This is a genomic window from Rhodoferax sp. TH121 (assembly GCF_002251855.1).
Taxonomy (GTDB): domain Bacteria; phylum Pseudomonadota; class Gammaproteobacteria; order Burkholderiales; family Burkholderiaceae_C; genus Allorhodoferax.
The window spans coordinates 551,363-570,515 of the sequence record NZ_NOXW01000021.1 but is presented as its reverse complement, the minus strand read 5'-3'; the positions used below and the strand labels follow the sequence as shown (position 1 = coordinate 570,515).

The 19,153-nt window shown below is 59.7% G+C and carries 21 protein-coding genes and 2 tRNA genes; 12 read left to right on the top strand and 11 right to left on the bottom strand.

Annotation, left to right across the window (positions count from 1 at the left end):
- Position 1 precedes the first annotated feature (1 nt).
- From CHU94_RS12765 to CHU94_RS12725, 9 genes are all read left to right on the top strand, one after another.
- Positions 2–1,108: a DUF1513 domain-containing protein gene (locus CHU94_RS12765; protein WP_176452017.1), complete on the top strand. Its 1,107-nt coding sequence runs from the start codon at positions 2–4 to the stop codon at positions 1,106–1,108.
- Between the two features lie 199 nt (positions 1,109–1,307).
- Positions 1,308–1,523, top strand: a complete 216-nt coding sequence (locus CHU94_RS12760) for a bacterioferritin-associated ferredoxin (protein ID WP_094480402.1) — start codon at positions 1,308–1,310, stop codon at positions 1,521–1,523.
- A 138-nt stretch (positions 1,524–1,661) separates the two neighbouring features.
- Positions 1,662–3,863, top strand: a complete 2,202-nt coding sequence (locus CHU94_RS12755; RefSeq protein WP_094480400.1) for a TonB-dependent siderophore receptor — start codon at positions 1,662–1,664, stop codon at positions 3,861–3,863.
- A 38-nt stretch (positions 3,864–3,901) separates the two neighbouring features.
- Positions 3,902–4,585 carry a Fe2+-dependent dioxygenase gene (locus tag CHU94_RS12750; RefSeq protein ID WP_094480398.1) on the top strand — a complete coding sequence of 228 codons (684 nt, stop codon included), beginning with the start codon at positions 3,902–3,904 and terminating at the stop codon, positions 4,583–4,585.
- Complete coding sequence (locus CHU94_RS12745; protein ID WP_094480396.1) at positions 4,582–5,745, top strand: alpha-hydroxy acid oxidase; 1,164 nt, start codon at positions 4,582–4,584, stop codon at positions 5,743–5,745. Before CHU94_RS12750 ends, CHU94_RS12745 begins: the two co-directional genes overlap by 4 nt.
- A gap of 34 nt (positions 5,746–5,779) precedes the next feature.
- Complete coding sequence (locus CHU94_RS12740; protein WP_094481064.1) at positions 5,780–6,457, top strand: energy transducer TonB; 678 nt, start codon at positions 5,780–5,782, stop codon at positions 6,455–6,457.
- A 31-nt stretch (positions 6,458–6,488) separates the two neighbouring features.
- Positions 6,489–7,205, top strand: a complete 717-nt coding sequence (locus tag CHU94_RS12735; RefSeq protein WP_094480394.1) for a MotA/TolQ/ExbB proton channel family protein — start codon at positions 6,489–6,491, stop codon at positions 7,203–7,205.
- Between the two features lie 4 nt (positions 7,206–7,209).
- Entirely contained in the window at positions 7,210–7,632 is a 423-nt protein-coding gene (locus CHU94_RS12730; protein ID WP_094480392.1) for a biopolymer transporter ExbD, read from the top strand.
- Positions 7,633–7,643: 11 nt separating this feature from the next.
- Positions 7,644–7,853, top strand: a complete 210-nt coding sequence (locus tag CHU94_RS12725; protein ID WP_217901312.1) for a hemin uptake protein HemP — start codon at positions 7,644–7,646, stop codon at positions 7,851–7,853.
- Positions 7,854–7,935: 82 nt separating this feature from the next.
- Here the strand turns inward: CHU94_RS12725 and CHU94_RS12720 are convergent, their stop codons facing one another.
- On the bottom strand, positions 7,936–8,343 hold the full coding sequence (locus CHU94_RS12720; RefSeq protein ID WP_094480390.1) for a heme-binding protein: 408 nt from the start codon (positions 8,341–8,343) through the stop codon (positions 7,936–7,938).
- Between the two features lie 196 nt (positions 8,344–8,539).
- On the opposite strand from CHU94_RS12720, the gene CHU94_RS12715 reads away from it, so the two are divergent.
- Together CHU94_RS12715 and CHU94_RS12710 are read left to right on the top strand one after the other, a co-directional pair.
- Complete coding sequence (locus tag CHU94_RS12715) at positions 8,540–9,235, top strand: Bax inhibitor-1 family protein (RefSeq protein WP_094480388.1); 696 nt, start codon at positions 8,540–8,542, stop codon at positions 9,233–9,235.
- A gap of 107 nt (positions 9,236–9,342) precedes the next feature.
- Entirely contained in the window at positions 9,343–9,693 is a 351-nt protein-coding gene (locus tag CHU94_RS12710; protein ID WP_255033939.1) for a hypothetical protein, read from the top strand.
- A 34-nt stretch (positions 9,694–9,727) separates the two neighbouring features.
- Here the strand turns inward: CHU94_RS12710 and rlmD are convergent, their stop codons facing one another.
- The 5 genes from rlmD to surE all read right to left on the bottom strand — a co-directional run bounded on the left by rlmD (position 9,728) and on the right by surE (position 14,963).
- Complete coding sequence (gene rlmD / locus CHU94_RS12705) at positions 9,728–11,242, bottom strand: 23S rRNA (uracil(1939)-C(5))-methyltransferase RlmD (RefSeq protein ID WP_094480386.1); 1,515 nt, start codon at positions 11,240–11,242, stop codon at positions 9,728–9,730.
- Positions 11,243–11,390: 148 nt separating this feature from the next.
- On the bottom strand, positions 11,391–12,425 hold the full coding sequence (locus tag CHU94_RS12700) for a sigma-70 family RNA polymerase sigma factor (protein ID WP_094480384.1): 1,035 nt from the start codon (positions 12,423–12,425) through the stop codon (positions 11,391–11,393).
- Positions 12,426–12,433: 8 nt separating this feature from the next.
- Positions 12,434–13,318: a peptidoglycan DD-metalloendopeptidase family protein gene (locus tag CHU94_RS12695; protein WP_094480382.1), complete on the bottom strand. Its 885-nt coding sequence runs from the start codon at positions 13,316–13,318 to the stop codon at positions 12,434–12,436.
- A 14-nt stretch (positions 13,319–13,332) separates the two neighbouring features.
- The gene (locus CHU94_RS12690; protein ID WP_094481060.1) at positions 13,333–13,974 is read right to left on the bottom strand and encodes a protein-L-isoaspartate(D-aspartate) O-methyltransferase; all 642 of its coding nucleotides are present in this window, start codon (positions 13,972–13,974) and stop codon (positions 13,333–13,335) included.
- Between the two features lie 212 nt (positions 13,975–14,186).
- The gene (gene surE, locus CHU94_RS12685; protein WP_094480380.1) at positions 14,187–14,963 is read right to left on the bottom strand and encodes a 5'/3'-nucleotidase SurE; all 777 of its coding nucleotides are present in this window, start codon (positions 14,961–14,963) and stop codon (positions 14,187–14,189) included.
- A 112-nt stretch (positions 14,964–15,075) separates the two neighbouring features.
- Between surE and CHU94_RS12680 the strand changes: the two genes are divergently transcribed.
- Positions 15,076–16,050, top strand: a complete 975-nt coding sequence (locus tag CHU94_RS12680) for an NADPH:quinone oxidoreductase family protein (protein ID WP_094480378.1) — start codon at positions 15,076–15,078, stop codon at positions 16,048–16,050.
- 11 nt (positions 16,051–16,061) lie between these two features.
- Here the strand turns inward: CHU94_RS12680 and CHU94_RS12675 are convergent, their stop codons facing one another.
- The 5 genes from CHU94_RS12675 to CHU94_RS12655 form a co-directional block, all read right to left on the bottom strand.
- Positions 16,062–16,310: a hypothetical protein gene (locus CHU94_RS12675; RefSeq protein WP_094480375.1), complete on the bottom strand. Its 249-nt coding sequence runs from the start codon at positions 16,308–16,310 to the stop codon at positions 16,062–16,064.
- 182 nt (positions 16,311–16,492) lie between these two features.
- Positions 16,493–16,568, bottom strand: a tRNA-His gene (locus CHU94_RS12670).
- Positions 16,569–16,600: 32 nt separating this feature from the next.
- Positions 16,601–18,526, bottom strand: coding sequence for a SurA N-terminal domain-containing protein (locus tag CHU94_RS12665; protein ID WP_094480373.1), 1,926 nt, complete (start codon positions 18,524–18,526; stop codon positions 16,601–16,603).
- A gap of 62 nt (positions 18,527–18,588) precedes the next feature.
- Positions 18,589–18,664 (bottom strand) — tRNA-Val (locus tag CHU94_RS12660).
- 16 nt (positions 18,665–18,680) lie between these two features.
- Positions 18,681–18,953 (bottom strand): HU family DNA-binding protein, encoded by a 273-nt coding sequence (locus tag CHU94_RS12655; RefSeq protein WP_066709320.1) that lies wholly within the window; start codon positions 18,951–18,953, stop codon positions 18,681–18,683.
- Positions 18,954–19,153: the final 200 nt, after the last annotated feature.

Below are 19,153 nucleotides of genomic sequence, written 5' to 3'. Positions count from 1 at the left end.
TATGCGTGCTACAAGCACGCGCCGTGCTTTTTTGGGCCAAGCCATGGCGCTGGGCCTGGCGGGTACCGGTCTGGGCGCCCACGCTGCCGCTGCACGCAACACAGCTCCCCGCGTGCTGACCGCCTGGATGCGCGGCGAGCAATCCTGGGCCGGGATCTGGACACCCGGCCAAACATCCCCCCGCGGCATTGCCCTGCCCGCACGCGCACACCAGCTGCTGGTGCTGCCGGCCAGCGGCCAGCAGCCCTTGCAGGCGCTGGTTTTGGCGCGCCGGCCCGGCGAATATCTGTTGCGCATGGACCCGCTGCGCAACCAGGCACTGCAGTGGCACACCATGGAAGACGACCGCTACCTCGGTGGACACGCAGCCCTGTCGGCCAGCGGCAACACGTTTTTCACCACCGAAACCGATGGCGACACCGGCCAGGGCTTGGTCGCCGAGCGCGACCTGCTGACACTGGAAAAGCTGCGCGAATTCCCCAGCGGCGGAATTGGCCCCCACGCCCTGCTGCTGGAGCCCACCGGCACCCTGATCGTGGCCAACGGTGGCATCCTGAACTTGCCCGAAACCGGGCGGCGCAAGCTCAATATTGGCCGCATGGATTCCAACCTGACCCGGCTGGACGTGCACAGTGGCCAGGTACTGGCGCAGTACCGGCTGGACGACCACTACCTCAGCCTGCGCCACCTGGCCTTTGCGCCCGATGGCACGCTGGGCATTGCGCTGCAGGCCGAACACCCGGCGCTCCCTGACCGGCGCCAAGCCCCCGCGCTTGCCCTGCTGCGGGGCGATCAACTGCGTACGGTGGACTGGAACCCGGGCGAAGCTCCCGCAGCATGGGACGGCTACGCGGGTGATGTGTGCTGGGCCGGAAACCTCTTTTGGGCCAGTGCCCCGCATGCGGGTTGGCTAGCCAGCTGGTCGACCCAGGGCGAGATGCTGCGCACACAGGCACTCGCAGGCGCAGGCGCCTTGGCTGCGCAGGGTGAACGTTGGCTGGCGGGCGGGGAGGCCACCGCCCTGCTATACCGGGATGCCCTGCCTCTGCCCCAACGCTACCCCCTGCCGGTGGCTTGGGACAACCACGCTACTCTACTATCTTTTTGATAGCTGCCCACGCAGTACTTGATTGGTTTTCAGGCATATTTCACACCTAAAACCGCTTGACGTCGTGACGACGTTCACGCGGCCTGCTGCTTGATTTGCGCAGACCACACAAAATCCACATATTTCTTTACACAGAATACAAATAGGATAGATTCTCATTTAGAATCCTCCCATCAATATCAGCCTCCCCCGATTTGCCATGATTGTTTGCGTTTGCCGCCGCGTGTCCGAGAAAGAGATTGCTCTGCACGCCAGCGAGGGCAAGGGATTCGACGACATCCAGTTTGAACTTGGCGTTGCGACCCAGTGTGGCCGCTGCGAAGAATGCGCCCGTGACGTCATCGACAAATGCCACGCCCAAGCCAGCCTCGCCACGCAAACCTGGATGCCAATTTCCGTGTCCCTGTCCCGGTAAATCGATCGCTTTTTTTTGATAGTAAACAAGAACGCTTCTTGTTTACTTGTTATTAACCCACAGCAGCAAGCCACACCTGGCTGCCATCCGGCAGCCATGACATAGCCAGCCAGCCCTCTACCCTGAAGACTTAGCGCCATGCCACCACTTGCTCCTGCTTTCGCTCGCCCCTCCCCCGTTCAAACTACTCGACTACTCCCGCTGGGGGCGATGCTGCTTGCCAGCTCGGTGGGGGCCTTGGCCCAGCAAGTCAATGAAGCGGAAGTCAAAACCCTCAAACAGGTCACCATCATTGAAAAAGCCGAAGAGGCACAAGGCAAGGATAGTCTCCGCGCCACCACCACGTCCATCGGCAAGGGCAAGCAAGAGTTGCGCGACATCCCCCAATCCATCACCGTGCTCACCGAAAAGCTGATTGATGACCGCAATCTTGACGACTTTAAAGAAGTGTTGCGCACTACAGGTGGCATAAGCTTTCTGGCAGGAGAAACAGGCGAAGAAGACGTGCGCCTGCGTGGTTTTTCGCTCACGCAATCAGGTGATGTCTATGTCGACGGCATGCGTGACTCCATGATCTATGAGCGCGACACATTCAACAACGACCGCATCGAGGTACTTAAAGGCTCTGCATCAATGTTGTTCGGTCGCGGCTCGACAGGCGGCGTAGTCAATCAGGTCAGCAAAACCCCCTCATTGATGACATCACACGAAGTCAACGTGACCGTTGGAACTGGCAATGAGCGTCAAGTGACAGGAGATTTCAATTTCCAGACCGACGAGAACGCGGCTCTGCGCCTCAATTTGATGAACAACGAAGCTGACAATTACGGTGCCAAAGTGGGAAAATCAGGAGCGGCTGTAGGTTATCGCTGGGGCATCGGGACCCAAGACGAGTTTTTGGTCAGCCTCTACCATCTGGAATACAACAATCGGGCAGTCTATGGCCTTCCCTGGCTAACCAGCGGTGGTGAAATTCAGACGATCTTGGATTCGAAGAACTATTACGGACTCGCCAGCGACTACAACCGCGGATCTGCAAACTACGCTACCGCCAGCCATACCCATCGTTTTGACGATCGCGCCGAATTGAAGACTACTCTGCGCCACGGACTGTATTACCGGGATCTTTGGGCTAGTGCCCTGCGTTTCACCACGACACCCGCATCCGCCAGTGTTGTGAACGACAACACGTCCATCTCCCGCACCCAAAAAGGGCGCATTGCTTACAGCACGATAACCAATCTGCAAAGCGATTACAGCGATACTGTCACTTGGCTGGGATTCAAGCATCAGATTATCACAGGCGTCGACTTGTCCAACGAAGACGCCCTGCGCAACAACAACTATGCTGGAGGCAATGCAACAGGCACTTTGTCCACCACATTAGTTGGCACGCCGAACGATGGCGAGTTCCGCACGGACACACGAGGTGATGCCCCGATGAACAAATTCAATGCTCGCAACATCGGTGTGTACCTGCAAGACACGATGGAACTCACGCCGGAGCTCAAATTGGTAGGTGGTCTGCGCAACGACCAATTCACAGCCAGCTACTACACGACTGCCGGCGGCAGCAACAACCGAAACGATTCATTGTGGAGCCCGCGCCTCGGCGCGATATACCAGCCCAATGACTGGTCCTCTTACTACACTTCCTACGGCACGTCTTACAACGTTTCCGGAGATACCTACCAATACGCCGTCGGTTCACCCACATCGCGCTCAGCGAACACGCCCCCGGAAAAAAGTCGGAATATAGAAGTTGGCGGCAAGTTCGACCTGTTCGACAAGAAGCTCATGCTGACATCGTCGCTGTTCTTCTCTGAAAAGTACAACGAGCGCAACACCGATCCTGACAGCGCCGCCACTCAGGAACTACTTTCCGGCAAACGCCATACCGCAGGTTTGGACATCAACATCGCTGGCCGGATAACACCTGCCTGGGAGGCTTACTTGTCGTGGACCTGGATTCCGAATGCCAAGATCATTGATGCCGTTTACACCACCAACGCGAACACCCCCCAGGCCGGAGACCGTCCAGGCCTGACCCCCGTACACAGTGGCAGCCTTTGGAGCACCTACAAGATCGACTCGCAGATTCGCGTAGGCGCGGGCTTGAACTACCGCAGCCGCCAGACTCCATTGACTAACAAAAACCTGAATGCCAAGGAGTTCACTACGCTGGACCTGATGGCTGAGTACACCATCAACGAAATGACATCGCTCAAGTTCAATATCAACAACGTCACCGATGAGCGCTATGCCGATGGTCTGTACAGCAGCTTCTACACCGCAGGTGCAGCCCGCTCGGCCCAGCTCACACTCAAGTTGCAGTTCTAATAGACCGAATCGACAGAAACTGACAACAGGCCTGTTCCATGTTGATACACATCCCCCATGTCCTGACCGCCAATGAGCTTGCACAAGCTCGGGCGGAGCTTGCACATGCCCCATGGCGGGATGGTCGGGCGACGGCGGGGCCACAAGCCCTGCTGGTCAAGAATAACGAACAGCTTTCACAGGACAGTTCCGAGTCGCAGCGCCTGCAGACTCTGGTATTGCAGGCCATCAACCGGCATCCCATATTCTTTTCGGCAGCACTTCCGAAAAAAATATTCAACCCACTCTTCAATCGATATGGTGGACTGACCGAACATTACGGCCAACACATCGATGCAGCAATCATGCACTCGCGCAGTCCCAGCCAGTACGTGCGCTCCGATGTGAGCTGCACGCTTTTTCTGGCGGACCCTGACGAGTATGAAGGCGGCGAACTCACCATTCATGACACCTTTGGCGCCCAGAAGGTCAAACTCGCTGCGGGCGACATGGTGCTCTACCCAAGTTCCAGCCTCCATGAAGTGATGCCAGTGACCCAGGGGTACCGAATTGCCAGTTTTTTCTGGATTGAAAGCATGGTGCGCAGCGACGAGCAGCGTCGCCTGCTCTATGAGCTGGACATGAACCTGCTGCGCTTACGCCAGCAGCACGGTGACAATGCAGAGACCACCGCACTCACAGGCACCTACCACAACCTCCTGCGCATGTGGGCGGACACATGAGCAAGACCCTTGCACGGGCACGCGTGCCAGACGGTGTTGTGACCCTGGCCGACCACGAAAGCCATGCACAAACACAGCTCGACTCCAATGCTTGGGCTTATTTCAGCGGCGGTGCCGCAGACGAACTAACGCTGCGTACCAACCGCATAGCTTGGGATCAGATTGCATTGTTGCCACGTGTATTGCGCCCCCTCGCCGGCGGCCACACCCGCATACAGCTGCTGAACCGTACCCTGGCCCACCCCATCCTTTTGGCACCCGTAGCCCATCAGAAATTAGCCCATGCCGATGGCGAGTTGGCCACGGCCCATGCCGCTGCAGCCCTGGGGGCCGGCCTGGTACTGAGCACCCAGTCTAGTGTTTCTTTGGAACACGTTGCCAGCGCCATTCGGAACGAGCTAGATCGCGGCCCGCTGTGGTTCCAGCTCTACCTGCAGCCGGATCGGGGACACACACGCGAGCTGGTCCAGCGCGCCGAGGCGGCCGGATATGAGGCCTTGGTGCTGACCGTCGATGCCCCCACCAGTGGTGTGCGCGACCGCGAGCGCAGGGCCAATTTTCACCTGCCGGCAGGCATATGGGCCGTTAATCTGCATGGCATGCAAATGCCATCAGCGGAACCACTTGACGCTGGTCAGAGCCCTTTGTTTGACAGCCTGCTGCACCACGCTGCAACATGGGACGATGTAGCTTGGCTGCAAGCACAGACCCGCCTTCCGGTATTGCTTAAGGGCGTGACGCATGCTGACGATGCACGCCAAGCAGCCAGCTTGAACATTGCCGGTCTGGTGATCTCCAACCATGGTGGCCGCACACTGGACACCATGCCCTCCACCGCTGCGGTGCTGCCGCGCATAGCCGACACTTTAGGCGGCTCCCTGCCGCTACTGGTGGATGGGGGTATCCGTCGAGGCACCGACGTGCTCAAGGCCCTGGCCCTCGGAGCAAACGCGGTGTTAGTGGGTCGGCCCTACATTTACGGCCTGGCAAACGCGGGCGCAATGGGCGTAGCGCACGTGTTGCGTCTGCTGCGCGATGAGTTGGAAGTCGCCATGGCCCTGTGTGGCTGCCGCACATTGCAGGACGCAACGCCCGCGCTGCTCGACACAGCCAACCACAAGTCCCTCATAAGCCCAGCCGGTAAGGCAAATCCACTTTGACAAGATGATCTTCAAGGCAGTCAACCCATTGTTTATGAGCCGCAATACCACCATCGTTTTCAGCGTGATTGCCCTGCACGTGGCGGTCCTGTGGGCCATGCAGGTCGGCTTGCTGCGCCGGGTGGCTGAAGCCGTGGTGCCAGCCGAAATTTTGGTGGAGATCATGGCTCCACCTGCGCCACCAGCGCCTGAGCCCAAACCTCAGCCGCAACCCAAGGTGCAAGTGAAGGCGCCTACGCCAAAACCTGCAATCCCCACCCCAACACCCGCGGTAGCGCCACAGCCTGCCCCAGCACCGCTTGCGATCGCGCCATCGGCCAATACGCCAGCGCCGTCTGCTGCGGCACCGGCTGCAGTCTCGGCTGCAACCGCAAGCGCCAACACTGGCAGCACGACCAATGCCCCTCCGGCGCCTCCAGCACCTCCCAAGGTGGAGTTGCCTTCCAGCGATGCGGACTACCTCAACAACCCCAGACCCCAGTACCCGGCGCTGAGCAAACGCCTGCAGGAACAGGGCAAGGTGGTGGTGCGTGTGTTGATTGGCACCGATGGCCAGGCGTCTCAGGCCTCGGTGAAGGTGTCCAGCGGCTTCGAACGGCTGGACCAAGCCGCGCTCAACACCGTTCTGAAATGGCGCTATGTGCCGGGTAAGCGCGGTGGCGTTCCGGAGGCCATGTGGTTTGACGTACCCGTGAATTGGGTACTGCAGTAATTTTTTCTGAATCTTTTTAGTGGAGTAGTAAATGGAATCGCAACTCGGACTCATGACCCTCTGGACGCAAGGCGACTGGGTCACCAAAGCCGTCGCAATACTGTTGCTGGGCATGTCCCTGGCCTCATGGATCGTGATCCTGATCAAAGCGCTGGACATCATCAAGTTCAAGTCGCTCAGCCAGCGCACCGAGGCGTTCTGGCATAGCGAAGACTTCTCTTCGGGCATGAAAGCCCTGGGCCCCCAGCAAGACAACCCTTTTGTGCAGCTGGCCCAGGCCGGGCAAGAAGCCACGGCCCACCACCGCAACACCCAGACGCAGCTGCATGACGCGCTGGACATCAGCGACTGGATCAGCCGCTCCCTGCGCAACAGCATTGACGACAGCACAGCACGCTTCCAGAGTGGCCTGGCCATCCTCGCCTCGGTCGGATCCACGGCACCGTTTGTGGGGCTTTTTGGTACCGTGTGGGGCATCTACCACGCGCTGATGGGCATTGGCGCTGCGGGGTCCGCCACCATCGATAAAGTTGCTGGCCCCATTGGCGAGGCACTGATCATGACTGCGCTGGGCTTGGCCGTGGCCATTCCCGCGGTGCTGGGCTACAACGCGCTGGTGCGCGGAAACAAGTCCATCCTGACAAAGCTCAACCGCTTTGCCCATGACCTGCACGCCTACTTTGTAACGGGTGCCCGTGTGGGTGCGCACCACAACGATGGCAAGGTCGTTGCCATGAAGAAGGCGTAAGGCCATGTCTTTCGGAATCCAAGACGGCGCCGCAGACAGTGACGGCGAAGTGATGAACGAAATCAATATGACGCCCCTGGTGGACGTGATGTTGGTGCTGCTGATCATCTTCATCATCACGGTGCCAGTGATGAAACATGCGGTGAACGTGGAATTGCCCACAGCCACCAGCCAGCCGCAAAACGCAAAGCCGGAAACCATCCAGCTCAGCGTGGATGCGCAAGGCGCCTACTTTCTGAACCTGAACCCGGTGGCGGCCGACACCCTGCCCGCGGTGCTGCAAGCCGAGGCCGCCAAAGAGCCCCAGCCGGAGCTGCACATCCGCGGCGATAAGGCGGTGCGCTATGAGTTTGTGGCCCAGGCCATGGGCGCAGCCCAGGTGGCCGGCCTGCGCAAGATCGGCTTTATCACCGAGCCCAAACCTTAGCGGGAGGTGGCGTGACAGAACCCACCCCGTTGACGTCCTGCGACAGTGGCTCGACCCAACCCCCTGGTGCGAACCTGCCATGGGCTTTGGGGCACGCGCAAGATGCCGTGCTGCCCAGCAGCGCGCTGCTGGGAGAACGCCAGGCCATCGAAATTGAGCATAACGGCCAACGCTACCGCCTGCAGAGCACCCGCTCCGGCAAGCTGATTCTTACAAAATAGGCATAAAAATAGCTGCCGACCCACGTGCACCGTGCGCTGGCAGCTATTGTTTTTGTAGCGATTGCTCGCTACGGACCGGGAATTACAAACCGATCGCGGCGATACCTGCCTTGGCAATCTGGGCGTCTTCATTCGACTTCACGCCGCTCACCCCCACGGCACCCAAGCATTGGCCGTCTTTCAGAATCGGCACGCCGCCTTCCAGCATGCCTTCCAGATGGGGGGCGCTCAAGAACGATACGCGGCCTCCATTGATCATGTCCTCATACACCTTGCTCTCACGGCGGCCCATGGCGGCCGTATGGGCCTTGGCGGGTGCAATGTGGGCCGAGATGGGGGCGGCGCCATCCAGACGCTGGAACGACAGCAGGTGACCGCCGTCATCCACGATGGCAATGCTGACGGCCCAGTTGTTTTTCAGCGCTTCGGCTTCGGCAGCTGCGGCAATCGCTTTGACGTCAGCGAATTCGAGAACGGATTTGGTTTTCATGGCGAGACCCTGTAGGTGAAAAGAAGCAGATAGGGAAAACCCCCAAGCATACCGTTTGCCGACACCGCTTTGGCCGTCGTTATTGAAGAACACCCCTGCACAAAACCCGGCCAATCGCAAGGCCAAATGCAGTACGCGCCTTGTTTATCCCTAGAATGGTCGCACCTGCAAATTGCAGTAACTAGGAGCTATGACTATGACCGATCGCATAACCACCATGGGCCAAAGCCTGGGCTATGGCGCATCTTCCGCACAGCGCAACAAAGTGCTGCGCAACACCTACTGGCTGCTGGCCCTGAGCCTGGTACCCACCGTGCTGGGCGCCTGGATTGGCGTGGCAACCGGCATCACCCAATCACTGGGTGGCATTCTGGGTATGGTGGTGTTTCTGGCCGGTGCATTCGGTTTCATCTACGCCATCGAGAAAACCAAAAACTCCGCCGCTGGCGTGCCGGTGCTGCTGGGCTTCACCTTCTTCATGGGCCTGATGTTGTCGCGCCTGATCGGCCACGTGCTGGGCTTCCGCAACGGCGCCGAGCTGGTGTTCACGGCGTTTGGCGGTACGGCTGGTGTGTTCCTGGTCATGGCCAGCCTGGCCAGCGTGATCAAACGCGACCTGTCCGGCATGGGCAAGTGGCTGTTTGTTGGCGTGATTGTGCTGTTGGTGGGTGGCGTAATCAACGCCTTTGTCGGCTCTACCGCCGGCATGATGGCCATGTCCATGGCCGCCATTGGCATCTTCAGCGCCTACATGCTCTACGACATTAAGCAGATCATTGACGGCGGCGAAACCAACTACATCAGCGCCACCCTGGCCCTGTACCTGGACATCATCAACGTGTTCCAGAGCCTGTTGGCCCTGCTGGGCATCTTCGGTGGCGAACGCGACTGAGTGGCATCAAACCCCTGCAAACCAAGGCCCTTCGGGGCCTTTTTGCATGGCAGGCTCAATAGGGCGCAAAATTGGCCGATATACGACCTAGACCACTCTTTGCATCCATGTATCTGCGCCTACTCCCCATCGCCCTTACCCTGCTGCTGGCCGGCTGCGACCTGGAAGCCCTGCTGGCGGACCCACGCGTGGCCCAACGTGAAGCGGATGCCAAAGCCATCGGCAGCGCCTGCCGCCATGGCTTGCGCAGCATTGAAGACTGCTACGCGCTCAATGAAAAGGCTTCCAAGGCTGCCGTGTTTGCAGGCTGGAAAGAGATGGACCAATACATGCGGGACAACAAGATTGAAGGGATTGCCCCTTCGGGCCTGAAGCCGCCCCCGCCGCAAGAAGAAATCGTCACCGAGACCCAAGAAGAAAAGACCAAGCCCGCTGCCAAAGCCAGCGGCAAGTCCTGATCTTCTGATTGATTCCGGCGCGCGGTGTGGCCGCTCAGTCCGCCAACTCAAACACCGCAATACTCTCCACGTGCGCCGTGTGGGGGAACATGTTGACCACCCCACCCTTGGTACAGCGGTAACCCGCCTCTGCCACCAGCACGCCCGCATCGCGCGCCAGCGTAGCCGGGTTGCAGCTCACGTAAACAATCCGCTTGGGCGGCGTCCAGCCCTTGCGCAGCTCGGGCTGCTGGTGCAGGGCGGCCAGCGCTTGCACCAGGGAGAACGCGCCTTCACGCGGGGGGTCCACCAACCATTTGTCGGCCGCGCCATCGCCAATCAACAACTCCGGCGTCATTTCAAACAGGTTTCTTGCTACAAACTTCGTAGCTGCCAGCGCAGATTTTGCGGGGGCTTGCGTGCTATTTGGCACTAAATTTGGTGCCATATTGAGCTTCAGGTTCTCGCGCGAGCGCGCCACCAGCGACTCAGCCCCTTCCACCCCCAGCACCTCGCGTGCCTGTGTGGCCAGCGGCAGCGTGAAGTTGCCCAGGCCGCAGAACCAGTCGATCACACGTTCATGCTTTTGCACCGCCAGCAAACCCAGCGCGCGCGACACCAGTACCCGATTGATGTGCGGGTTCACCTGCGTGAAATCGGTGGGGCGAAATGGCATAGTGATGCCAAAGTCGGGCAGCTGGTAGGCCAGTTGGCCAGTCGTGTGGCCAGGTAACTCGTCCAAGCGGTGGATAGTCTCCGGCCCCTTGGGTTGCAGCCACCATTGCAGGCCAGGGTTGGCCGCCGCGAACTGGCGCAGACGGTCCAGATCGCCTTCGGACAAGGGCTCCAGGTGGCGCAGCACCATCGCAATCACTTCGCCCGCGCCGCCATTGGCGCCAGCAGTGGGCGCCATGTCCCCCATGGCCAGCTCAATCTGTGCCAGTGTTTCCACGGCGTCCATCGATTCGATCAATCGGCGCAGCGGCACCAGCATGGCGCTCACGTGGGGTGCCAGCACATGGCATTCCTTCATGTCGGCCACGTAGCGGCTCTTGCGCTCGTGGAAACCGATCAGCACCTGGCCTTTTTTGCGCACATGGCGCACCGACAGGCGCGCGCGGTAGCGGTAGCCCCAGGCCGGCCCCTCAATGGGGCGCAGGATGTTGTCGGGCTTGACCTTGCCGATGTGCCAGAGGTTGTCCTCCAGCACCCGCTGCTTCACCGCCACCTGGGCGCTCACATGCAGGTGCTGCATCTTGCAGCCGCCACACGCCCCTTCGTGCAGACCAAAGTGCGGACAGGCCGGGCGCACGCGCTGAGACGACTCCTGGTGGATGTCGGTCAGCGTGCCCTTCTCAAAGCTGCTTTTGCTGCGGTGGATCTGGGCGCTCACCACCTCAAAGGGCAGCGCGCCGTCAATGAATACCACCTTGCCATCGGGCCGGTGGGCCACACCCTGGGCCTCCAGGTCCAGCGATTTGACGCGCAGCCAGCCCTCGGGCAGTGCGGGTTCGGTCGGGGTTTCAGGGGAGATGGGGGACTGGGTGTCCGGGGAAATTGCGTCGCTCATCCCCCAATTGTCTCAGGTCAGACTCAGGGGAATTTCCCGCAGGGCTGCCCCAAGTTCTGAACCGCCTGGCGGTCAGCCCCGAAAGGGAAAAATTAGCCCCCTTGGGGGGAAAGCGACCCACGCAGTGGCGGAGCGTGGGGGCCACGCCCTACATCAGGAATTCACGCTTGATGCCGCGCCGCGCCAGATGGCGCTTGAGCTTGAACAGCGCCTCGTTCTGTACCTGGCGCACACGTTCACGCGTCAGGCCCAGGCGGCTGCTGATCACGTCCAAGGTCTCGGGTTCGCGGTCATGCAAACCAAAGCGGCCCTCCAGAATTTCTCGTTCGCGTGGCGACAGCGTGGCGATCCACTCCTCCAGCAGCCCATCCACTTCGTGGGCGTGGGCCTGGGCCTGCGGGTCCAGCGCCAGCTCGTCCACCAAGCTGTCGCCCAGCGAGTGTTCTTCACCGCCCGGGTCGAGCGTGGCATCCAGCGAACGCGGTGCTTCCGACATGGCCAGCAAGTCCGCCACATCGGGTGCCTCACGGCCCAGCAGGGCAGCAATGTCTTCCACACGGATGCCTTCGGGGCGTTGCGCCACCAGCGCAGCATCGTTTTCCAGCGCCCGGCGCGCGCGCAGCACCTGTTGCACCTCGCGCACGACGTTCACCGGCAAACGCACGGCACGGCCCTGGTACATCAGCGCCCGGTCGACGGACTGGCGTATCCACCAGGTGGCGTAGGTGGAGAAACGGAAACCGCGTTCGGGCTCGAACTTGTCGATGGCATGCATCAGACCCAGGTTGCCCTCCTCGATCAGGTCGGACATGGGCACCCCGCGTCCGTTGTAACCCTTGGCGATGCTGACCACCAGGCGCAGGTTGTGCTCGATCATGCTCTGGCGCGCCGCAAAGTCACCTGCACGCGCGCGGGTGGCCATGGCGAACTCTTCTTCGGGGGTAAACAGCTCGGTACGCCGCACGCCGCGCAGGTACAGCGCCAATGCATCGGCCACCTCCTCGCCAGCCGCGGGTTGCACCAACTCTGCCGCCCATCCGTCAGAACCTGTATTTGCTATGCTTTCAGGAGCTTCTTGCGCAGATTCCATGCGCTCCAGAGGCATATTTGATGCCCAATCGCTCCCCCTGTGCAGTGGATGGGCTAGAGCGTCATCCGGGGCGGGGGGGCGGGGCTTTTTCATGGGAGCCTCTATCTGGCGGGGAGGTACTTGGCCGGATCCACCGGCTTGCCTTGCCGGCGCACCTCAAAGTGCAGTTTCACACGGTCCGCGTCGCTGCTACCCATTTCGGCGATCTTCTGGCCTTTCTTCACCGTCTGGTCTTCTTTGACCAGCAGGGTTTGGTTGTGGGCATAGGCTGTGAGGTAGGTGTTGTTGTGCTTGAGGATGATCAGGTTGCCATAACCGCGCAGACCGGCACCGGCGTACACCACCTTGCCTTCTCCGGCCGCCAACACCGGATCACCCGCGCTGCCGCCAATATCAAGGCCTTTGTTTTTCACTTCGTCAAAACCCGCCACCACCGGGCCATTACCGGGCCAAATCCAGGCCAGCTCGTCTTCACCAGACGCCGCAGCCGCGGGCGCAGGGGTACTGGGCGCAGGTGCTGCAGCAGGGCTAGATGCTGTTTTGGCTGGAGCAGATGCAGGAGATGAAGCAGCGCCAGCAGCAGGCAAAGTGGTCGTGGTCGTCGAGGCACTTGTCACCGGCTTGGCAACGGCCACCGTGTCCACGACGGGTGGCACTACCCGCAGCACCTGCCCCACTTCAATTTTGTCGGGGTTGTCCAGCGCGTTCCAGCGTGCGATGTCTTTGTGGCCCTGGCCGGTTTCCAGGCCAATGCGCATGAGGGTATCACCGGGCTTGACGGTGTAGTAGCCCGCCTTGCCTGCATTTTCAAAACCAGGGGGCTGCTTGGCCACCTGGGTGCGTGGATCGGCTGCGGCAACAGGCTTGCCTGCAGAGCTGCCGCGGTCTTCCACAGGCGCGCGGTTCACCGATGTGGAGCTACAAGCAGACAGGACCACCACCGCCACACAGGCACCCACCAACGCAAGACGACGCACACCAAACATATGTTTCTTTCCCTTTAGGCAATGCCCGATTTTAGGGGGACAAAATGCACAGCCTCCAACAGGCTCTGGCGCACGCCTTGGGGCGTCTTGTCCAGCACCAGCAAGGCCTGGGTACCGGCTCCTGTGACCACGGGTGCCACTAGGCGTCCACCAACGGCGAGTTGGTCCACCCAGGCTTGCGGCACAGCCTCCCCACCCGCAGCCGCGATGATGCCTGCGTAGGGTGCGCCTTTGGCGTACCCCACCATGCCATCTCCAAACAGCAGGTGTACATTGGGCAAGCGCAAGTGGCGCAGGTTCTCGCGCGCCTTGTCATGCAGACCCCGCAGGCGCTCGATGCTGTACACCTCGTCCGCCACCAGGCTCAGCACGGCAGCCTGGTAACCGCAGCCCGTACCAATTTCCAGAACGCGGCCCACACGGCCGGTGGCACCGTTGCGCAGCAGCTCAATCATCCGTGAGACCACACCAGGCTTGGAGATGGTTTGACCCAGTCCGATCGGCAAGCTGGTGTCCTCATAGGCCTGGTTGACCAAGGCACTGTCCACAAAGCGGTGACGTTCGATCGCGCCCATGGCACCCAGCACCAGCGGATCGGTCACGCCCTGCCCGGCCAGCTTTTGCACCATGCGCTGGCGCACAGCCTGCGAGTCCATGCCATGTCCTTGTGGCGCATGCGGCAGCGGATGGCTGCCCGGCTGGGTGCGCGCAGTGGGCAATGCAGCAGACTTGACAGGGCCGGCATGCACCGCAGTCTTGGACACTGGTTTGACCGTTGGCAGCCCACCACTCGCGACGGCTCCATGCGGGTTAGGCCGCGTTTTGGCCAGCGTGGCATCCAGCCGGGCGGGGAACGATGGGCGCGGCTTCATGCAAGAACCGTCGGATGCTGTGCAAGACGAGACGCGGTTTGCGCCCAATAACCCAAGTTGTCATGGTCGGTCAGGTCCACTTTGAGCGGCGTAATGGCCACATGGCCCTGCGCCGTGGCGTGGAAGTCGGTGCCATCGGCATCGTCCTTCGCAGGGCCCGCAGCACCGATCCAGTACATGGTTTCACCACGCGGGCTTTGCTGCTGGATCACTTTTTCCGCCGCGTGGCGCCGGCCCAGGCGGCACAGCTTTGCTGCGCCGATCTGGTCAAACGGCAAGTTGGGAATGTTGACGTTAAGAAGCCAGGGCTTGGAGCTGATGAGCTGTTGCTGCTGCATGGAGAGCACCAGTTCACGCGCTTTTTGCGCAGCAGAGGCCAGTTGCACCCAGTCTTTCTCGACCTGTGAAAAAGCAATCGCAGGAATACCAAACAAAAAACCCTCCATGGCCGCGCCTACGGTACCTGAGTAAATGGTGTCATCGCCCATGTTGGCGCCGTTGTTGATACCCGAAACGACCAGATCGGGCCGGTAGTCCAGCAGGCCACTCAACGCAATGTGCACACAGTCGGCTGGGGTCCCGTTCACATACCGAAAGCCATTGGCTGCACGATGCACATAGAGCGGGGAATGCAGGGTGAGCGCGTTCGATTTGGCGCTGTTGTTTTGTTCAGGGGCGATCACCTCCACTTGGGCGATGTCTTTGAGTGCGTCATGCAACGCCACGATGCCAGGGGCCTGGTAGCCGTCGTCGTTGGAAATCAGGATTTTCATAGGAGTGCAGAGTGTGCAAGCATTGTAGGTGGGGGGTGCGAGGCCAGGTCGCCCGTGAGACATTTTTCAAGCCATCCGACACCTATGATTCGCCAACTTTTGGAGACACCCCATGCACGCCTGGTTATGCGAGAACCCCACCGGTATCGAAGCCCTGAACTGGACAGAACTGCCCACACCGCAGCCCAAGGCCGGCGAAGTACTGCTGGAAATCAAGGCTGCCAGCCTGAACTTTCCCGACATTCTGATTGTGCAAAATAAGTACCAGATGAAGCCTCCCCTGCCCTTTGTTCCGGGCTCGGAATACGCAGGCATCGTGCAGGCGGTGGGTGAAGGCGTCACGCACCTCCAGGTGGGCCAGGCCGTAGCCTGCCTGAGCGGCACGGGCGGCTTTGCCACCCACACCATCGCACCTGCAGCTTTGTGCATGCCGCTGCCACCCGGTTTCCCCATGGTGGACGCTGCGGCCTTCATCATGATTTACGCCACGTCGCACCATGCGCTAGTAGACCGGGCACAGCTCAAAGCGGGTGAAACCGTGCTGGTGCTGGGCGCCGCGGGCGGCGTTGGCACAGCAGCCATCCAAATCGCCAAGGCCGTGGGCGCCCGCGTTATTGCCGCAGCGTCCACCCCAGAGAAGTGCGAGCTCTGCGCATCGATTGGCGCAGACGCCACCATCAACTACAGCACCGAAAACTTGCGCGAAGCCCTCAAAGCCCTGACCAATGGTAAGGGCCCCGATGTGATTTACGACCCTGTCGGCGGTGATTTTGCCGAGCCCGCCTTCCGCTCTATCGCCTGGCGCGGTCGCTATCTGGTTGTAGGTTTTGCATCTGGTCCCATACCTGCACTGCCCTTCAACTTGGCACTGCTTAAAGGTGCCAGCATCGTCGGTGTGTTCTGGGGCGACTTTGCCAAGAAGGAACCCAAAGCCAATGCGGCCATGATGGCGGAATTGGCGCAGTGGTACGGACAAGGCAAGATCAAACCCGTGATTGACCGCACCATGCCCATGGCCGAACTCAAAGCCGCCTATGCCCACATGGGCTCACGCGGCGTGATGGGCAAACTGGTGATGGTGAACTAAAACGCGACACCTCAAAGGTGCCAGAGATTGGCATCTTTGCGCGCGAGATGCGGATAGATCGCATCGTGGTCGTTCGACAGCTCATGAATCGCCATCAACACCCCGGCAGGAAAGCCTGCCCGCGGCCTGTTACCCGTGTCGTGCTGCAGCTCGTGCATCAGCGCCACAAACTCCGGGTGACCCCAGAACAGTTTGATCTTCTTCCCAATGTTCGGAAAGCCCGCATCAATCGTCTTGAAAAAGATGCTGTCTTCAACCATGTGTTTTCTCCATCCAACGACTGCCCACTGGCTGCTGCGGCCATCACATGCTGCGCGCCCGGGTCAGTTGAATGAGACAAGGGTTGCCAGAGAAAGTTTCTTCAGGTGCGCGCCAAGCCCGAATACAGTGGTGAGATGTAAAAAAACCCTGGCTCCTTGCGGAGACAGGGTTTTCAATACTTTGGGGTGGCTGATGGGGCTCGAACCCACGACAACAGGAATCACAATCCTGGACTCTACCAACTGAGCTACAGCCACCGTGAAGCGGAAATTATAACCCGATAAAACCCTTATGGCGCCTCTGGTGGGGCAGAACTTGCAGGCGCAGGTACTTTGATTTGCACTTTGAAGCGCTCTTTGAGTGCCGCATAGTACGCCAGGCTCTCAGCATTGGCGGTCCATTGCGCATATTGGTTGCGCTCCTGCTTGGCCACATCCTCCCCCACAGGGTTGCGTGGCAAGACCTTGTTGACCTTCACGATCGCATAACCTTGGCGCCCCAAGTCCACCCCTACTGTGGCGGGCAGCTTGGCCGGATCAGCACGCAAGGCAGCATCAAGCAACAGCCCCTGTACGGGTTGGTTGGCCTCACGGGACACTGTCACAGCAGCGGGGAAATTCGCCGCTGCGGGGGCCGCTTTCCAAGCATCCAACTTGGCAATGCCTTCTTTTTTGGCCAATTCTTGCGCACGGCTGGCAACCAGCTGTTCCCGCACCTGGGCCCGAACCACTGACAAGGGCAAGGCTGCGGCCGGGCTGTAAGACACCACACGCGCGGCACTCAGCTGGCTGGGCGCAGTTTCCACCGCCTCGGTATTGCGTTTCTTTTCCAGGGAATCCGCACTGAATATGGCAGCCAACAATTTTTCATTGGCCAACACCCCCTTGGCATCGGGTCCTGGCTGACGCTGCACCTGGCTGGCCTGCTTGACTTCCAGCTTGAGACGTTCAGCCACAGGTTTGAGGCTGTCTGATTGCTCGTACACACCGTTGGTGAAGGCCTCTGCCACTTCGGCAAACTTGCGCTGGGCCTGCTGGGTGCGCAGTTCCGCTTCCAAGCCGGCGCGGGCTTCCTCAAACACGGGCTGCTTGGGCACCTTCACATCCGTCAGCTTGATGATGTGGTACCCGAAGTCGGACTCCACAACATCGCTGATATCACCTCTCTTCATGGCAAATGCGGCATCTTCAAACGGCTTGACCATGGCACCGCGGGCAAAGAAATCCAGATCCCCGCCATTGGGAGCAGAGCCCATGTCGTTCGAATTCTTCTTGGCGAGCTCAGCAAAAGTAGCGGGAGACTTGCGTGCTTGCTCCAGCAAGGCCTGCGCAGTTGACTTGGCTTTTTCGCGGTCAGCGGCAGGCATCTCTTTCGGCGCATTGATCAAAATATGGCTGGCACGGCGCTCTTCCTTGGCACTCAGGCGACTCGCGTTTTGTTCGAAATAGGACTTGAGGTCAGCCTCGTTCAAAACCAGCGTTTTTTTTATGGCATCCAAGTCCAACACCACGTATTCGACGGTGGCAGATTCAGGCGATTGGTACTGCGACAGGTTCGCTTGGTAAAAAGCCTCGATGTCTGCATCCGTGGGGCTGACTTTGCCAGCGAAGTCAGCCGGGCTGAAGCGTGCAATTTGTACTTCGCGACGCTCAAAGAAAGCATTCAATGCCATGTCTGCCAATGCATTGGGCGCAAAGGCGGTCGACGTCACCCCGGACTCCACCTGCATCAACGATAAATCGGTACGAACACGTGCCTCGAAACCTTCTGGTGTCAGGCCCTGGCTAGCGGCCAACTGGCGATAGCGGTCCATATCCAGGGAGCCATCGGGTTTGCGCAAACCAGCGATCGTCGGATTTTGCTGTAACTCCCGGGCCAAACGCGCATCGGATGTTGTCAGGTGTGCATCCTTCACGGCAGCAGCCATTACACGCTCACGCACCAAGCGCTCCAGTGTGGCATAGCGCGCTTCGGCAGAGTCCAGCAACTTCGCATCCAGGTTGGGGATGGAAGCACGCAAACGGTCCACTTCGTTTTTGTGCGCAAAGTCCCATTCTTCCTGGGTAATGCTGGTGTTGCCCACCTGGGCCACGGTAGCGCCTGTGGAGACAACACCTTTGTATCCATCAATACCCACCAATACAAAAGCGGCAATGATCAGCAAGAACAATGGCGCCGCGATGAACTTGGTGTTCCGGCGGACAAATTCAAACATGCACTAACTCTCCATGTAAACAACAAAAAAGGCGAACACTCTGTTCGCCTTTGCTGGGTGGGTGGTGGGTGATGACGGGCTCGAACCGCCGACATTCTGCGTGTAAGGCAGACGCTCTACCAACTGAGCTAATCACCCAAACCGAAACCGAAAATTAGTTCAGGGCATCTTTCAATGCTTTGCCTGGACGGAACTTTGGCACTTTGGCAGCCTTGATTTTAATCGCAGCGCCGGTACGTGGATTGCGGCCAGTGCGCGCAGCGCGCTTGCCCACAGCGAATGTACCAAAGCCAACCAAAGAAACCGTGCCGCCTTTTTTGAGGGTGGTCTTCACTGCGCCAATGGTGGATTCCAGCGCGCGGGTTGCGGCGGCCTTGGAAATATCGGCGTGTTTTGCGATGTGCTCAATCAGTTCTGTTTTATTCACAAAGACCCCTTGTACGGAAGCAAATTAATGGAATGTCTCTTCAAATTTTGTTCTACTGCCTGCAATCAACAAAGGCTGCGTCATGTCAAACAACGCACGCACACATGGTTCGGCAGTGGCAGCCGAAACTGCTGCATTGCATTAAAGCCACGGCCTCATACCATGTCAATATGCCCTGCAACATTGCGACAGCGCGGAGG

Coding starts and splice junctions, on each gene's coding strand:
- CHU94_RS12765 (WP_176452017.1), top strand. CDS start 2: ATGCGTGCTACAAGCACGCGCCGTGCTTTTTTGGGCCAAGCCATGGCG.
- CHU94_RS12760 (WP_094480402.1), top strand. CDS start 1,308: ATGATTGTTTGCGTTTGCCGCCGCGTGTCCGAGAAAGAGATTGCTCTG.
- CHU94_RS12755 (WP_094480400.1), top strand. CDS start 1,662: ATGCCACCACTTGCTCCTGCTTTCGCTCGCCCCTCCCCCGTTCAAACT.
- CHU94_RS12750 (WP_094480398.1), top strand. CDS start 3,902: ATGTTGATACACATCCCCCATGTCCTGACCGCCAATGAGCTTGCACAA.
- CHU94_RS12745 (WP_094480396.1), top strand. CDS start 4,582: ATGAGCAAGACCCTTGCACGGGCACGCGTGCCAGACGGTGTTGTGACC.
- CHU94_RS12740 (WP_094481064.1), top strand. CDS start 5,780: ATGAGCCGCAATACCACCATCGTTTTCAGCGTGATTGCCCTGCACGTG.
- CHU94_RS12735 (WP_094480394.1), top strand. CDS start 6,489: ATGGAATCGCAACTCGGACTCATGACCCTCTGGACGCAAGGCGACTGG.
- CHU94_RS12730 (WP_094480392.1), top strand. CDS start 7,210: ATGTCTTTCGGAATCCAAGACGGCGCCGCAGACAGTGACGGCGAAGTG.
- CHU94_RS12720 (WP_094480390.1), bottom strand. CDS start 8,343: ATGAAAACCAAATCCGTTCTCGAATTCGCTGACGTCAAAGCGATTGCC.
- CHU94_RS12715 (WP_094480388.1), top strand. CDS start 8,540: ATGACCGATCGCATAACCACCATGGGCCAAAGCCTGGGCTATGGCGCA.
- CHU94_RS12710 (WP_255033939.1), top strand. CDS start 9,343: ATGTATCTGCGCCTACTCCCCATCGCCCTTACCCTGCTGCTGGCCGGC.
- rlmD (WP_094480386.1), bottom strand. CDS start 11,242: ATGAGCGACGCAATTTCCCCGGACACCCAGTCCCCCATCTCCCCTGAA.
- CHU94_RS12700 (WP_094480384.1), bottom strand. CDS start 12,425: ATGAAAAAGCCCCGCCCCCCCGCCCCGGATGACGCTCTAGCCCATCCA.
- CHU94_RS12695 (WP_094480382.1), bottom strand. CDS start 13,318: ATGTTTGGTGTGCGTCGTCTTGCGTTGGTGGGTGCCTGTGTGGCGGTG.
- CHU94_RS12690 (WP_094481060.1), bottom strand. CDS start 13,974: ATGGACTCGCAGGCTGTGCGCCAGCGCATGGTGCAAAAGCTGGCCGGG.
- surE (WP_094480380.1), bottom strand. CDS start 14,963: ATGAAAATCCTGATTTCCAACGACGACGGCTACCAGGCCCCTGGCATC.
- CHU94_RS12680 (WP_094480378.1), top strand. CDS start 15,076: ATGCACGCCTGGTTATGCGAGAACCCCACCGGTATCGAAGCCCTGAAC.
- CHU94_RS12675 (WP_094480375.1), bottom strand. CDS start 16,310: ATGGTTGAAGACAGCATCTTTTTCAAGACGATTGATGCGGGCTTTCCG.
- CHU94_RS12665 (WP_094480373.1), bottom strand. CDS start 18,526: ATGTTTGAATTTGTCCGCCGGAACACCAAGTTCATCGCGGCGCCATTG.